15 protein-coding genes are annotated in these 15,175 nt (G+C 64.0%); 11 read left to right on the forward strand and 4 right to left on the reverse strand.

Annotated elements, in window-relative coordinates; translation table 11 throughout:
- Positions 1–1,031 (forward strand): glycoside hydrolase family 3 C-terminal domain-containing protein (locus tag AC07WS_RS27730; RefSeq protein ID WP_494732171.1); only part of this gene is annotated, 1,031 nt, incomplete at its 5' end.
- Between the two features lie 25 nt (positions 1,032–1,056).
- Here AC07WS_RS27730 and AC07WS_RS27735 read toward each other — a convergent pair.
- Both AC07WS_RS27735 and xseA read right to left on the reverse strand, forming a co-directional pair.
- Positions 1,057–2,682: a hypothetical protein gene (locus AC07WS_RS27735; protein WP_494732172.1), complete on the reverse strand. Its 1,626-nt coding sequence runs from the start codon at positions 2,680–2,682 to the stop codon at positions 1,057–1,059.
- Positions 2,683–2,762: 80 nt separating this feature from the next.
- Complete coding sequence (gene xseA / locus AC07WS_RS27740; protein ID WP_494732282.1) at positions 2,763–4,124, reverse strand: exodeoxyribonuclease VII large subunit; 1,362 nt, start codon at positions 4,122–4,124, stop codon at positions 2,763–2,765.
- 1,360 nt (positions 4,125–5,484) lie between these two features.
- On the opposite strand from xseA, the gene AC07WS_RS27745 reads away from it, so the two are divergent.
- The 10 genes from AC07WS_RS27745 (at position 5,485) to AC07WS_RS27790 (ending at position 13,268) form a co-directional block, all read left to right on the forward strand.
- Positions 5,485–6,090, forward strand: coding sequence for a MotA/TolQ/ExbB proton channel family protein (locus AC07WS_RS27745; RefSeq protein WP_494732173.1), 606 nt, complete (start codon positions 5,485–5,487; stop codon positions 6,088–6,090).
- 9 nt (positions 6,091–6,099) lie between these two features.
- Entirely contained in the window at positions 6,100–6,537 is a 438-nt protein-coding gene (locus tag AC07WS_RS27750) for an ExbD/TolR family protein (RefSeq protein WP_494732174.1), read from the forward strand.
- 11 nt (positions 6,538–6,548) lie between these two features.
- On the forward strand, positions 6,549–7,625 hold the full coding sequence (lpxK, locus tag AC07WS_RS27755) for a tetraacyldisaccharide 4'-kinase (RefSeq protein WP_494732175.1): 1,077 nt from the start codon (positions 6,549–6,551) through the stop codon (positions 7,623–7,625).
- Positions 7,606–7,782, forward strand: coding sequence for a Trm112 family protein (locus AC07WS_RS27760; RefSeq protein WP_117014700.1), 177 nt, complete (start codon positions 7,606–7,608; stop codon positions 7,780–7,782). Before lpxK ends, AC07WS_RS27760 begins: the two co-directional genes overlap by 20 nt.
- Positions 7,783–7,785: 3 nt before the next feature.
- A complete protein-coding gene (kdsB, locus tag AC07WS_RS27765) occupies positions 7,786–8,532 on the forward strand; it encodes a 3-deoxy-manno-octulosonate cytidylyltransferase (protein ID WP_494732176.1) in 747 nt (248 codons plus the stop codon).
- Positions 8,533–8,748: 216 nt separating this feature from the next.
- Positions 8,749–9,405, forward strand: coding sequence for an adenylate kinase (gene adk, locus AC07WS_RS27770; protein WP_494732177.1), 657 nt, complete (start codon positions 8,749–8,751; stop codon positions 9,403–9,405).
- A 180-nt stretch (positions 9,406–9,585) separates the two neighbouring features.
- On the forward strand, positions 9,586–11,829 hold the full coding sequence (locus AC07WS_RS27775; RefSeq protein ID WP_494732178.1) for a sodium-translocating pyrophosphatase: 2,244 nt from the start codon (positions 9,586–9,588) through the stop codon (positions 11,827–11,829).
- Between the two features lie 82 nt (positions 11,830–11,911).
- Positions 11,912–12,316, forward strand: coding sequence for a hypothetical protein (locus AC07WS_RS27780; RefSeq protein WP_494732179.1), 405 nt, complete (start codon positions 11,912–11,914; stop codon positions 12,314–12,316).
- On the forward strand, positions 12,313–12,783 hold the full coding sequence (locus AC07WS_RS27785) for a hypothetical protein (RefSeq protein WP_494732180.1): 471 nt from the start codon (positions 12,313–12,315) through the stop codon (positions 12,781–12,783). Before AC07WS_RS27780 ends, AC07WS_RS27785 begins: the two co-directional genes overlap by 4 nt.
- An 89-nt stretch (positions 12,784–12,872) precedes the next feature.
- Positions 12,873–13,268 (forward strand): VOC family protein, encoded by a 396-nt coding sequence (locus AC07WS_RS27790; protein ID WP_494732181.1) that lies wholly within the window; start codon positions 12,873–12,875, stop codon positions 13,266–13,268.
- A gap of 194 nt (positions 13,269–13,462) precedes the next feature.
- Here AC07WS_RS27790 and AC07WS_RS27795 read toward each other — a convergent pair whose 3' ends face one another.
- Both AC07WS_RS27795 and AC07WS_RS27800 read right to left on the reverse strand, forming a co-directional pair.
- The gene (locus tag AC07WS_RS27795; RefSeq protein WP_494732182.1) at positions 13,463–13,930 is read right to left on the reverse strand and encodes a ribbon-helix-helix domain-containing protein; all 468 of its coding nucleotides are present in this window, start codon (positions 13,928–13,930) and stop codon (positions 13,463–13,465) included.
- A 167-nt stretch (positions 13,931–14,097) separates the two neighbouring features.
- Positions 14,098–15,042, reverse strand: a complete 945-nt coding sequence (locus AC07WS_RS27800) for an acyltransferase family protein (RefSeq protein WP_494732183.1) — start codon at positions 15,040–15,042, stop codon at positions 14,098–14,100.
- Positions 15,043–15,175: the final 133 nt, after the last annotated feature.

Raw genomic sequence — 15,175 nt, forward strand, 5'->3', positions numbered from 1 at the left:
CGCATGCGGATGTGGGCGTGCTGGCCGGCGGCGGTTCGTCGCTGGTGTATCCGGTGGGCGGCAGCGCCGTCACCGGCGTCGGCCCGGCCAGCTGGCCCGGCCCCGTGGTCTACCATCCGTCGTCGCCGTTGAAGGCGATCCAGGCGCGCGCGCCGGGCGCCAGCGTGGTCTATCACGACGGCGTGGACGCCGCAGCGGCGGCCCGCGCGGCGGCCGACGCCGACGTGGTGCTGGTGTTCGCGCAGCAGTGGACGGGTGAGTCGGTCGATGCCGCCTCGCTGTCGCTGCCGGACAACCAGGATGCGCTGATCTCCGCAGTGGCCAAGGCCAATCCGAAGACGGTGGTGGTGCTGGAGACCGGCGGCCCGGTGCTGATGCCGTGGCTGGGGCAGAGCGCCGCGGTGGTGCAGGCGTGGTACGCCGGCACCAGCGGCGGCGAGGCCATCGCCCGTGTGCTGTTCGGCGAGGTCAATCCGTCGGGCCGGTTGCCTGCGACCTTCCCGGTCTCGGCCAGCCAGCTGCCACGGCCTGTGCTCGACGGCGATCCGAAGGACGAGAGCAAGCGCTTCGACGTGAACTATCACGAAGGCGCGGCGGTCGGCTACAAGTGGTTCGACCTGAAGGGACTGAAGCCCTTGTTCCCGTTCGGCCACGGCCTGTCGTACACGCAGTTCGCCTACTCCGGCCTGGCCGCGAGCCAGCAGGACGGCAAGCTGCAGCTGCGCTTCAAGGTGACCAACACTGGCGCGGTGAAGGGCAAGGACGTGCCGCAGCTGTACGTGGCGCCGCAAGGCGCGAAGTGGGAAGCGCCCAAGCGCCTGGCCGGTTGGGATAAGGTTGAACTGGCGCCGGGCGAAAGCCGGGAAGTCAGCGTGACCGTCGATCCGCGCCTGCTGGCGATGTACGACAGCGGCAGCAAGGGCTGGCGCATCGCCAAGGGCAGCTACAAGGTGCTGCTGGCGCGCAGCGCGGCCGATGCGGATGCGGCCAGCGTCAACGTCGCACTGGAGGCGCGCACGTTCAAGCCCTGAGCGTCGCGGGCAAGCTGAAGGTTCCCTACTGGCGCATCAACGCGGCCAGCGCCTTATCGATGTCGATCGCGTAGAACGCCGTGTGCATCTGGTACGGCGTCTGGCAGGGGACCACCAGCTTGCCGCCGTCCTTCAAGCCAAACGCTACTTCGTGCCGCGTTTGACAGGCATTGGTCATGGCCGGGCCGGTGGCGGCGTCGCCGAACACCGGATGGCCTTCGATGCTGGTCGCGTAGCTGTCCTGGTGGATGGACTTGCACACCGATATACCGTCCAGGATGATGCCCTGCGGCGTCTCGGTGGTGCCGCTGCGGCCCGCGCAATCGTCCTTCATCAATTTGACGACGGCGCGCAGGATCATCCGGTCGCGCAGCGGCTGGCTTGGTGGACGCAGCGCCGCCAGCCCGGTCTTGGGCAGCACGTCGTTCCACTGCCGTTCCATGGTCGCGCCGGACGACAGCAGCGCCGGCAGAACTTGCGCCTTGCAGCCAGCCGTGTCGCCGCATTCGAGCGCCTGCGGGAAGTCCGGCACCTGACCTTGGCGCAGCTGGTGGTAGAAGCCGTCGAAGCGCGCCAGCGCGCTTCCCGATCCCTGGCGCGCCGCCAGGCCGTAGACGTAGGCCGGCAAGCCGCACAGGTATTCCAGCCGCTGGCTGCCGATCTCGCGCGGCGTCAGTGCGCGCCAGCTTTTTCCTTCGGTGTACAGCATGCATTCGGCCAGCGCCTTGTCCACGTCCGCCGCCGCTTGCTGCCGGCTGAGCCAACCCTGCTGCACCGACGTGAGCCAGCGCAGGAACTCGCCGCCGCCTTCGTTGACCAGGCGCGCATCGGGATAGACATCGACCGCGTCGCGCAGCTGGAAGCGGTGGCTGAATTCGTGCGAGACCAGCAGCGTCAATTTGGCTTTCTCATCCGGCCCCGGCGCCTGCGGCCAGTTGAACAGCGCCAGTCGCAGGATGTTGCCGGCATCGCCGCCGACATTCGGGCCGCCTGGCTCGCTGGCCGCGATGGCGGCGATCACGGGACGGCTGAAGACCGCCAGCGGCAGCTGCTTGCTCAGGTAGGCGATGGTGCCATCGGCCACCTCGCGGATCTGCGCGACCGTCGCTGGCGACAGGCGCGGATCGAAGTAGTCCAGCGAGGCAGTGGTCTGCGGCGCCAGCATCAGCATGGCGGGCGTGTCGCCGCCGGCGGCCGCGTTGGCGGTGGCCGTATCGCGGTAGCGGTGCCCGTCCATGACGATGTCCGCCGCGTGGTAGCGGTAGGTCACGGGGCCGCAGCTGTCGGCCAGCGCGTAGTTGGAGCTGTGGACGTACATGCCGCCGGGGGCGGGGAAGGAACCCGGATAGCCGCTGATCTTCTGCATCGTGGCCGGCACGCGGAAGCGCGCGGTGCAGGCGCCGGCGCTTTTCAGCTGATCGCCCTCGGCGGCGGCGCAATCGTTCTGCTTCTGCCATGCGGCGCGGATCTCCTGGCCGCCGCGCCCGTCCTTGAGGAAGGCGAGGGCGGTGCAGTGTTCGGGCAGCGCGAAGCTCACTTCCAGCGCGTCGGCGGAAAGCAGTTTGATGTCGACGTCCACCGATGCCGAATGGGCGGTGAGCGGCAGCAGCGCTGCGCCCAGCAGGTGCAGCCAGGTACGCGGATTTTTCATGGCTATCAAAAGTCGTGAATGGTTGCGAAAAATATCACGACTTCCGACGCGGCACAAGCTGGTTGCGACGCGCGTTGGATTTAGTCCAGCGAAGGCTGCACGGACTCCACGCCCACCTTGGCGCTGCCTTCGGCCAGGCGCACATTGAGCGTGCTGCGCGGCTTCAGCTGCGCCGGCGCACGGACGATGGCGCCTTGCTCGTCGGTGACGATGGCGTAGCCGCGTTCCAGCGTGCGCTGTGGATTGAGCAGCTCCAGCTGCGACGACAGCGCGGCCAGCGCGTCGCGCCGCTGCGTGAGCTGCGTGGAGACGCTCATCGCGGCGCGGTGCTGGAAGTCCGACAGTCTTGCGCGAGCCGCCGTCACATCCGGCTTGCGTGCGCCCAGGCGGCCGCTCAGGCGGTCCAGCTGGAAGCGCGCCTGCGACAGCGGGGCGCGGTTCGCGTGCGTCATCGCGGTGGACAGCGCCAGCAGCCTGAGGCGCTGCTGGCGGATCTGCGCGCCGGGGCTCAGCAGGCGCCGTGTGTAGTTGTCCAGAGTCTGCGACGCTTCGCCGACGCTGCGCCGCATCGCGCGCCGCAGGTCGACCACGTCGGCGCGCAGGGACGCCAGCCAGTCCGCGCGCGGCGTGACGGCCAGTTCGGCGGCGGCGGTCGGCGTGGCGGCGCGCAGGTCGGCGGCGAAGTCGCAGATCGTGAAGTCGGTCTCGTGGCCGACGCCGGAGATCACCGGCATGCGGCAGTTGGCCACAGCGTAGGCCACGTCCTCGTCGTTGAAGGACCACAGGTCTTCGATGCTGCCGCCGCCACGGCAGACGATCAGCACATCGCAATCGTTGCGCAGCGAGGCGGTGTCGATGGCGGCGGCGATCTTCTCGCCCGCGCCCTGGCCCTGCACCGGCGTCGGATACAGCACGATATGCACATGCGGGGCGCGCCGCTTCAGCGCGGTCAGCACGTCGCGCAGCGCGGCCGCCTGCGGGCTGGTGACGATGCCCACGGTGCGCGGGAACAGCGGCAAGGCGCGCTTGCGCTCGGGGTGGAACAGGCCGGCCGCGTCCAGCTTCTCCTTGAGCCGCTGGAAGGCCTCGAACAGCGAGCCGACGCCGGCGCGGCGTATCGCTTCCACATTGATCTGGTAATCGCCGCGCGCGCCGTACAGGGTGACCAGCGCCCGCACCTCGACCTTGTCGCCCTCGCGCGGGATGAAGCCGGCGTATTGGGCGCGTCCGCGGAACATCACGGCGCGCACCTGGGCCGCGTCGTCCTTGAGCGTGAAGTACCAGTGGCCCGAGCTGGCCTTGGTGAAGTTGGACACCTCGCCGGATATCCACGTGAGCGGGAAGGTGCGCTCCAGCAGCCGCGCAACCGCCTGGTTGAGCGCGGTAACGGTCATCACGGGGGCGGCGGCAGGGGCGGGGGCGTTGTGGTCGTCGAAGATCATAGGTTTCAAAAAAGGAAACTATCCACACTTTGCGATTTCAGTCACACAGCGGTCATAGAGCATCTAAAGCGGTAAGTATTATAGGTAGGTATATGATTTTAAAGGGTAAACATTTCTGCCGTATTTGCGTGCAACGGGGAAAAACCCTTATGGATCAAGCACTTTGACACAGCCACCGGCAGTTACGCACAAAGTTATCCACAAAAGATGTGTGGAACTTTGGTGAGCGATAGCTATTTTCTTCTTGTTGATTTTATCATGCCTAAAATTTACGCAGAGAAAGTATATTGTGACAAATCAATGACTTAGATAGTGATGCAGGGCATTACGCACACTTTTATCCACAGAAGATGTGCAAAACTCCCGACTTGCCCCCAGGCGACGTATGGCGGTGAATGAGGGCGGCGGAGTGGTCCGTGTGGGCCGCCGGCCGGGCTGGGGATAAAAAACTGCCTGCTTCATTTTTGCGCAGGGCAATAAAAACGATATAAATCAATGGCTTTGATCATGCTGTACGGCCTTGCTCACAATCTTATCCACACAAAATGTGCAGAACTGCCTGCTTTGCGCCGATAGCCGGGCATTATCGCTAGCGGACTTTGGCGGGCCGGTGGAAAACCCGGTTTTAGCTATGAAAAATGGTCAAAAACGCCGGCCTGCACTATTTTTACTCACGGCAAAAAATCCCTTATAAATCAACGATCTTTCACTATGTGGGAGGCGTTGCTCACAATCTTATCCACATTATGTGTGCAGAAGTCCACAACCATACCAGCCCGCCGGCAGCGCAATTTTGGCCGGTTTTTCCTGCGCTATTTTTACGCATGGAAAAAATATCCTTATAAATCAAAGGCTTTGCTGGGAGTGGCTATCCTTGCTAACAATCTTATCCACATTTTTTGTGCAGAACTCCACACGCCGGGCTTGCCGGCCACTTTTGGTGGCTGAAATTGTTGAGAAGGCAATGCTTTGGGCGTGGATAACTCCATATGCCAGATTTTTACGCATGGAAAGAAAATTGATTGAAATCAATGAGTTGAATATGCATGGCGTGCCTTGCGCACAATCTTATCAACAGAATATGGGCATAACTGGGCACAACTTTTGCTGGGCAAAAAGCGGGCCGGGGCGCTTGAATTGCGCTATTTTTGAGCTTTAATATTTTCTTGTTTAAAATCAATGGCTTGGATGGTCTGGCTGGCCATTGCGCACACAATTGTCCACAGAAAATGTGCAGAACTCGTGCGGCGCCAGCGCGGGCGCTCCGGGGGCGGCGTTCCGCCTGTCATCCGCCACTTGCCGTGGACGGCCCAACAAGATACATTGCGCCTTCGGGTGTTTATCTAGACAGGAGTTCCTTTTGCTCGCCATATTACAAGCCGCCGGTTGGCCTATCTGGTTGTTGTTGGTCGCATCGATCGTCGCGACCGCGCTGATCATCGAACGCTTGCTCTATCTGCGCCGCAGCAAGATCCTGCCGAAAAAGCTGCTCGATGAGGTGGTGCAGGTCTACCGTGGCGGCAATATCACGGCGGACGTCATCGACAAGCTGGAGAAAAGTTCGCCGCTGGGCGTGGTGCTGTCGGCCGCGCTGCGCAACATCGATTCGCCGCGCGAGGTGATGAAGGAATCCATCGAGGAGGCCGGCAGCGGCGTCGCGCACACGCTGGAGCGCTTCCTGACCACGCTGGGCACCATCGCGACGCTGGCGCCGCTGATGGGCTTGTTCGGCACGGTGGTCGGCATGATCGAGATTTTCGGCGCGCAGAACGCCACCGGTTCCAATCCGGCGCAGCTGGCGCACGGTATTTCGGTGGCCTTGTACAACACCGGCTTCGGTCTGGCGATCGCGATGCCGACGCTGGTCTTCTATCGCCACTTCCGCGCGCTGGTGGACAGCTTCATCATCGAGATGGAGCAGCAGGCGGTGAAGTTTGTCGATGTCGTGCACTGCAAGCGCAAGTAAGGACGACGCATGAACTTCCGCAAAGGCCGGCATCGCGAAGACCCCGAGATCAACCTGATCCCGTTTATCGACGTGCTGCTGGTGATCCTGATCTTCCTGATGGTGACCACCACCTACAGCAAGTTCACCGAACTGCAGATCACGCTGCCGACCGCCGACGCGCAGAAGGCGGCCGACAAGCCGTTCGAGCTGGACGTGACGGTGGACGCCAAGGGCAACTACACGATCAACGGCGAGCCGGTATCGTTCCATGACGTGGCCGGCTTCGCGCAGGCCATGAAGAACGCCGCCGACAAGGGCGGCGCGGCCGGCAAGTCGCCGGTGGTGATCGTCAACGCCGACCAGTTCGCGATGCACCAGATGGTCATCAACGTGATGGAAGCGGCGCGCATCGCCGGCTACGAAAAGCTGACCTTCGCCGCGCAGACCAGTGGCGCGTCAAAGTAATCGCAGTCCGCGTGTCCACATCCACTCCCTCCAAAGCGTCGGCGCTTGAAACCACGCTGACGCGCAACTGGCTGCGGCGCGGCCCGCTCGCTTGCGTCTTGTGGCCGGTGTCGCTGCTGTTCCGCGCGCTCAGCGGCCTGCGCGCGGCCCTGTTCCGCGCCGGCCTGCTGAAGTCCTCGCGGCTGCCGGTGCCGGTTGTGGTGGTGGGGAATATCTACATCGGCGGCACCGGCAAGACGCCGCTGACCATCTGGCTGGTGCAAGCGCTGCAGGCGGCCGGCATGCGGCCGGGCGTGATCTCGCGCGGCCACGGCAGCGATGGCGGCCAAGCGCGCGAGGTGGGCGCCGCATCCACGCCGGCGCAGGTCGGCGACGAGCCGCTGCTGATCAAACAGCGCACCGGCTGTCCGGTGCTGGTCGGCCGCGACCGCGCCGCCACCGGCCGCGCGCTGCTGGCCGCCCATCCCGAGGTGGACATCCTGCTGACCGACGACGGCCTGCAGCACTACGCCCTGCAGCGCGACGTGGAGATCATCCTGTTCGACGGACGCGGCGCCGGCAACGGCTGGCTGCTGCCGGCCGGCCCGCTGCGCGAGCCGGTATCGCGCCGGCGCGACTTCACCGTCATCAACACGCCGGTGCTGACCGACGAACTGGCGCGCTCGGTCGGCGCGGGCGGCGCCGCGCCTGTCCAGATGACGCTGGCCGGCGCGCACGCCGAGCAGCTGCGCGACCGCGGCCAGCGCCGCGCGCTCACCGAACTGGCCGAGGCCAGCAACGGCGCCGGCCTGCGCGTGGCCGCCGCCGCCGGCATCGGCAACCCGGCGCGCTTCTTCGGCATGCTCAAGGCCGCCGGCCTGCGGATCACGGAACTGCCTTTGCCCGACCATCACGACTTCCAGGACCGCCCGTTTGCCGCGCTCGATGCGGACCTGATCTTGATGACCGAGAAGGATGCAGTAAAATGTGCGCAAATTGAAGAACTCAGAGACGACCCGCGACTATGGGTCGTCCCGGTGACGGCGCACCTCGACGGCGCGCTGGCCGAACAAATTGTGGAGAAATGTCGTGGACGCTCGATTGCTTGATATCCTGGTATGCCCGGTCTGCAAAGGCCCCCTGGAGTACGATAAAAAAGCCCAGGAAATGATTTGCAAGGGCGACCGCCTGGCCTTCCCTATCCGCGACGGCATCCCCATCATGTGGGCCGACGAGGCGCGCACGCTGCAGGACAAGGCGGACTAGCCGGTGTCCTTCATCGTCATCATCCCGGCCCGCCTGGCCTCGACCCGCCTGCCGAACAAGCCGCTGGCCGACCTGGGCGGCAAGCCCATGGTGGTGCGCGTGGCCGAGCGCGCGCAGCAGGCCGGCGCCGCCCGCATCATCGTCGCCACCGACCACGAGGACATCCGCGCCGCCTGCGTACAGCACGGCGTGGAAGTGTGCATGACCCGCGCCGACCATCCGTCCGGCACCGACCGCATCGCGGAGGTGGCGCGCGCGCTGAACCTGCCGGCCGACGCCGTGGTCGTCAACCTGCAGGGCGACGAGCCGCTGATCGACCCGGCGCTGCTGCAGGCGGCCGCCGCGCGCATCGGCGCCGACGTGCCCATGTCCACCTGCGCCCACCCTCTGCACGACGCCGCCGACGCCTTCAACCCGAACGTGGTCAAGGTGGTGCTGGACAAGGCCGGCCGGGCACTCTATTTTTCGCGCGCGACCATACCCTGGAACCGCGACGCCTTTGCGCAGTCTAAATCCACGCTGCCGGACGGTTACGTACCGCTCCGCCACATCGGACTGTACGCCTACCGCAACGACTTCCTGCAAGCCTATCCGGCGCTGGAAGTGTCGCCGCTGGAATCGATCGAAGCGCTGGAGCAGTTGCGCGTGCTGTGGCACGGCTATCCCATCGCGGTCCACGTGACCGACTCGGCCCCGGCGGCCGGGGTGGATACGCCGGAAGACCTGGCCCGCGTCCGACAGTTCTATTGATTTGTATCAAACAACCCGTCAGCCAGCAGTCAGTAACAACTGATATAACGAAGACAACGGTGCGATATTCATACGGAATATCTCTCCGCACCCCGGTTTCGCCAGCTAAGAACGGTTCAAACCGTCACAAATTGGCGTTGAGACGAAGTTTTGTGGTAAGTTTCGTACGATCCAATACCAACTAACCCACATCCATATCTGTTTTAGGAATTTTTCATGCGTCTTATTCTTTTAGGAGCACCAGGAGCCGGCAAAGGCACCCAGGCTAATTTCATCAAGGAAAAATATAACATTCCGCAAATCTCGACCGGCGACATGCTGCGCGCCGCGATCAAGGCGGGCACGGAAATGGGCCTGGCCGCCAAGAAGGTGATGGATGCGGGTGGTTTGGTATCGGATGACATCATTATCGGCCTGGTCAAGGACCGTCTGGCCGAGCCGGACTGCGCCAACGGCTATCTGTTCGACGGCTTCCCGCGCACCATCGCGCAAGCGGATGCGATGAAGGACAGCGGCGTGGCGGTCGACTACGTGCTGGAAATCGACGTGCCGGACGACTCGATCATCGAGCGCATGGACGGCCGCCGCAGCCATCCGGCCTCGGGCCGCGTGTACCACGTCAAGTTCAACCCGCCCAAGGTCGAAGGCAAGGACGACGTCACCGGCGAAGCGCTGGTGCAGCGCGACGACGACAAGGCCGAAACCGTCAAGAAGCGCCTGGACGTCTACCATAACCAGACCGAAGTGCTGCTGAGCTACTACAACAACTGGGCACAATCGGGCCAGCCAGGCGCGCCGAAATATCGCCGCATCGCCGGCGTCGGTCCCGTCGAGCAAATTCGCGACAGCGCGTTTGCCGCGCTGGCGGAATAAGCGTTAAAGTAGAGCGGACCGAGTGTCCGCTTTTTTTGCGCCTGAAATCGGCTGGATGCCATCCCGTTTTATGAAGTGTTGCAGTTCGCAGGTTTAGTTGGCTGCGCTTGCCTACCCGGCGGGCGTTGGTTTTCTGAAGTGTGGGTTTGTAGGCTCGATCAATAAAAATAAGGGGACACTATGGCAGCTAGTCTTTGGTTTGCAGTTGCGTGCGGCGTTATCGCCGTGATTTACGGTTTATGGTCTCGAAGCTGGATTCTGCGCCAGGACGCGGGCAACGCCCGCATGCAGGAAATCGCACTGGCCATCCAGCAGGGCGCCGCCGCCTATCTGGCGCGCCAGTACCGCACCATCGCGATCGTCGGCGTGGTGCTGCTCATCCTCATTGCCGCCTTGCTCGACATGAAGACCGCCGTCGGCTTCCTGATCGGCGCGGTGCTGTCCGGCGCCTGCGGCTTCATCGGCATGAACGTCTCGGTGCGCGCCAACGTGCGCACGGCGCAGGCGGCCACCAAGGGCATGAACGAGGCGCTCGACGTCGCCTTCAAGGGCGGCGCGATCACCGGCATGCTGGTGGTCGGCCTGGGCCTGCTGGGCGTGGTGCTGTTCTATATGTTCCTGACGGGGATGGCGCCGGGCGCGCCGAATCCGCCGCTCAATCCGCACGATGTGATCAAGCCGCTGATCGGCCTGGCCTTCGGCGCCTCGCTCATTTCCATCTTCGCCCGTCTGGGCGGCGGCATCTTCACCAAGGGCGCGGACGTGGGCGCCGACCTGGTGGGCAAGGTGGAGGCCGGCATCCCCGAGGACGATCCGCGCAATCCGGCGGTGATCGCCGATAACGTCGGCGACAACGTCGGCGATTGCGCCGGCATGGCGGCCGACCTGTTCGAAACCTATGTGGTGACCTTGATCGCCACCATGCTGCTGGGCGCCTTGCTGATCACGTCGGCGCCGACCTCGGCCATCGTCTATCCGCTGCTGCTGGGCGCGGTGTCCATCATCGCGTCCATCATCGGCTGCTCGATGGTCAAGGCCAAGCCGGGCAAGAAGATCATGTCGGCGCTGTACACCGGGCTGTGGTGGGCGGCCGGCCTGTCGCTGGTCGGCTTCGCCGTCGTCACCTGGCAGATCTGGCCGGACGAGGCCATGCGCATGAAGATGATGGGCTGCACCGTGGTCGGCATCGTGCTGACCGGGCTGATGGTCTACATCACCGAGTACTACACCGGCACCGATTTCGCGCCGGTCAAGCATATCGCCGAAGCGTCGACCACCGGCCACGGCACCAACATCATCGCCGGCCTGGGCGTGTCGATGAAGTCCACCGCCTATCCGGTGCTGGCGGTGTGCGCGGCGATCCTGGTGTCGTACCAGCTGGGCCAGCTGTACGGCGTGGCGATCGCGGCGACCGCGATGCTGTCGATGGCCGGCATCGTCGTGGCGCTGGACGCCTACGGCCCGATCACCGACAACGCCGGCGGCATCGCAGAAATGTCCGGCATGCCGGAATCGGTGCGCGCCATCACCGATCCGCTGGACGCGGTGGGCAACACCACCAAGGCCGTCACCAAGGGCTATGCGATCGGCTCGGCCGGCCTGGCCGCGCTGGTGCTGTTCGCCGACTACACGCACGCGCTGGAATCGACCGGCAAGAGCATCACCTTCGACCTGTCGAACCCGATGGTGATCGTCGGCCTGATCATCGGCGGCCTGATCCCCTACCTGTTCGGCGCGATGGCGATGGAGGCGGTGGGCCGCGCGGCCGGCGCCGTGGTGGTGGAGGTGCGCCGCCAGTTCCGCGACATCAAGGGCATCATGGACGGCACCGGCAAGCCGGAGTACGACAAGGCGGTCGACATGCTGACCGCGTCGGCGATCAAGGAAATGATCATCCCGTCGCTGCTGCCGGTGGTGGTGCCTATCATCGTCGGCATGCTGCTGGGAGCGGCCGCGCTGGGCGGCATGCTGATGGGGACCATCGTCACCGGCCTGTTCGTGGCGATCTCGATGACCACCGGCGGCGGCGCCTGGGACAACGCCAAGAAATACATCGAGGACGGCCACTTCGGCGGCAAGGGTTCGGACGCCCACAAGGCGGCCGTGACCGGCGACACCGTGGGCGACCCGTACAAGGACACGGCCGGCCCGGCGGTCAATCCGCTGATCAAGATCATCAACATCGTGGCCTTGCTGCTGGTGCCGCTGCTGCCGGCTTCCGGTTGGCTGGCGGTGTCGGCGCCGGCGCCGGTCTCGGCGATCACCGCGCCTGCGCCCACCATGATGGTGGCGCCGGGCGCGGGCATGATGAAGCCGGCCGACGCGCCGCCGCCACCGCCGGCATCGGCGCCGCTGGCCGAAGGCGCGCAGCCGGGGCAGGGCGCGCCGGCCGCGCCGGCCGATCAGCCACCGCCAGGCAAGTAAGCGTTACCAATTGTTTCAGGCGCTTCCCTCTGGTGCTACACCTGCTAATAATGAAAGGTGTAGCACTACGCGAGGTGAAGCCATGAACCTGTTAAAACCGGCGCTGCTGTCGGTCTTCCTGCTGGGAGCGCTGACCTGCCCGTATGCCTGGGGGCAGGGCCATGGGCATGGAGGCGGCGGACATGGCCATTTCCATGGCGGCTGGGGCCACGGCTATCATCACGGGCACGCTTACGTGCGCGGCGGCCTGTTCATCGGTGCGCCGCTGTACTGGCCGCGCTACGGCTACTACGGTCCCTACTACGACGGCTACTACTACCCGCCCGGCTACTACGCCGATGCGCCGCTGTACCTGCCGCCGCCCGACGCGGGCCTGTCGTCGCGGCGCTTGTACTACTGCGACCAACCGCGCGGCTACTATCCCAACGTCACCGCCTGCCTGCTGCCGTGGCGCGTGCTGACGGCCACCGTGGTGCCGCCGCCATGACGCTGCGCACCGCGCTCTGCCTGATGCTGGCGCTGCCCGGTGCGCTGGCCGGCGCCCAAGCGCCGGGCGCGGCCCAAGCATCAGCATCAGCCTCCGCCAGCGCCGAGCTGCGCGAATACGCCAAGCTGCCGGTTTGCACGCTGAGTGCGGACGGTCTGCGGCTGGCCGTCGAACCCTGCCGCACCGCGCCGGCCCGCAAGCCGATGCCGCGCCGGCCCGTCCCGCAAATCATCCAGCGCACGCCGGCCGTCAAGCAGGCGCCGCAGGTAGCGATGCCCGCCGCGCCGCCATCGCCATCGCTGCAAACCTTGCTCAATCCTCCCAACGCACCGAAGGCCCTGAACAACTGCGGCCCCACCGGCTGCAACGACGCCAACGGCGCCCACCTCAACAACGCCGGTCCCGGCACCGTCATCTCCCCCTCGGGCAAACTCTGCAATCGCAACGGCGTCTGGCTGCAGTGCTGATTGCCTGCGCCACGTTGGTTGTTGTATTTGAAATGCATTTATGACAATATTCGTGTCTGGCTGTTTAAAACCACATCACGGATGAATTGATGCAATTATCTAACTACCTCTTCTTTACTACGAATTGCGAGCAAGCCTTGGAGTTCTATACCCGCTGCGGCCTGGGCAAAATCACCGATGTGCTGCGGTTCGGGTTGGACGGGATGCCGGTTCCAAACGAAGCCATGCGGGGGAAAATCATGCACGCCAGATTCGAGGGGCCGGGTGTTCTGTTCTTTGCCTCCGACAATGTCGATGCGGAGCCGATGCGAGGATCGGCCCACATCATGCAGATGAATGACCGGCAGTTGACGAAGCAGATTTTTGAAAAACTGGCAGATGGAGGCGTGGTCACCACACCGCTGGCGATGCAGATATGGGGCGATTACTACGGCAAATTGACCGACCGCTTTGGCGTGCAGTGGATGCTGAACTGTGCGGGCTGAAGAACGCCTGTCAAGCGCACGCTGCCGCACGGCGCGCCGGGATTTTTGACGACATCCAGTTTCCGATCCGGTTAAGGCCACGGCGGCGAAGCGCGCCCCGTGTACAAGCGGGCGTTTGCCGACCAATTGGCGTTTGACACAGGCCAACCATCGGCCGGTTGACGAAGCAGGTGCGCAGCAGGAGTTTTGCTGAACTAATAGGCGACGTCTTCCAGCCGGTAGCGGAATTTTCGGCGCTCCGGCAAGTCCCAGCCGGGCTCTCGGTCGGTGTTGCGCGCTGGGGCGGTGGCCGCCGGCGCCGCCTGTGGTGCGGGTGATGCTGGCGCTGACGCAGCAGGCAATGGGGGGACTGCGGCAGGGACGGGGACCAGGGCGTGGCCGTTGTGGATGATCTGGTCGCCTTCGACGCGCGCGTAGTTGTTTTCGCCGTAGCTCCATGTTTTCAACACGGTGCCTTCGGGGAGGAACAGGGATTTCCATTGGTAGCCGTGCAGGCCAGACAGGTCCGCGCCCGGCTCGAACTTGGCTGGGTCCGACAGCCAGCATTCGATGGCCTGGGTCATGGCCTCCGACAGGTCTTGCGAGCCGCCACGGCGGCGCAATTTCTCGATCAGCTTGAGCAGGGTATCGGTGGGCAGTTTCACGCTCATTGTGGTATTCATTCGATTTTCTCCCCCTATTTTCTTCGGCTTTCCCATATTTAGACCGGGAAGTCCGGAAATAGTTCAAAGCTTGAAAAAATCGAAGAAAATCGAACAGGAAATCGAAGGTTTGCTAGAAGGACGCAGGAAGCCCACCCCCTATGCATACTCCTTGCGGGCATTGGAAATCAGGCGCTCGCGGTTGCGCGGCGCGACACGATTTTTGACGATATCCAGTTTCCGGCGCGGTGCAGGCCTGCGGCCACCGCGACGATGACCGTGACCGAAACAGACAGGTCCAGCAGGGCGTTGTGGCTGGGGTGCAAAAACAGATAGCTGTGAATCAGGAAAATTTCGAGGAGATAATCTTCGAGGCGTGCCAGCCGTGAAAGACCGCGCCAATTGAAGCGGGTGGCGTTGGCCAGCCAGATGGTGCAGGCGATACTCGTCATGGCGATGAGGCTTGTATTGGCGCCCTGGAGCCCGGTGCGGTGCGCCACAAACAGGCCGGTGCCCCCGAGCGCGGCGCTGGCGGCCACCGGCCAGGCGCGCAGCGTCGGCCCTTGCATGCCGTACGCCACGCCGAGGATAAAACCCAGCGACGTCAGCCAAAGCTCATGGCCGATATCGGAGTGCTCTTCAATGTAAATCGCCATGGCGGTTGAAACCGCCGCGGCCACCGCCGCGCGCTGTTTCGACCGGCAAAGCTTCGCAAGCAGGGGATACGCCGCATAAAACACCAGCAACAGCGTGAAGAACCACAGGCCCGCGCCCAGCCCGCTGCGGTTGCGCACGCCCATCCAGTTCAGCAGGCCCGACAGCCCGAAAAAATGCACCAGCGTGTGCCAGTGAAACAGCGTCCCGCCACGGAACGCGACCATGATGGCCAGGAATCCCAGGATGAGCCAGTAGCGTACGGCCAGCCGCTCCAGCTTGTTTCCCCAAAAACGCCGGATGTCGAGCTTGGGCCCGTATCGCCGCGCCGTGAAGTAGCCCGACGAAAACGCGAACACAAACAGCCCGACCGTCACCGGTATCCACAAAATCGATGGCGAAAACCAATGGCCGGCGAGCACGGTGAAGATCGCGGCCACCTTGGCGATGGAAAAATTGAGGCTGATCCTGGCGTCCATGGCTCCTCCGCAGTCGGACGCAAACGGTAGCATGGCGGGCCGGGCGTCACTTTGCGCTTTTTCCTCAACCCCGATGAAAAATTCGCTACAATTGCGATGTGACGTTAACGTAAACGTCAAATAAAAACAGATA

This window comes from Duganella sp. GW821-FHT01E12, assembly GCF_059422325.1.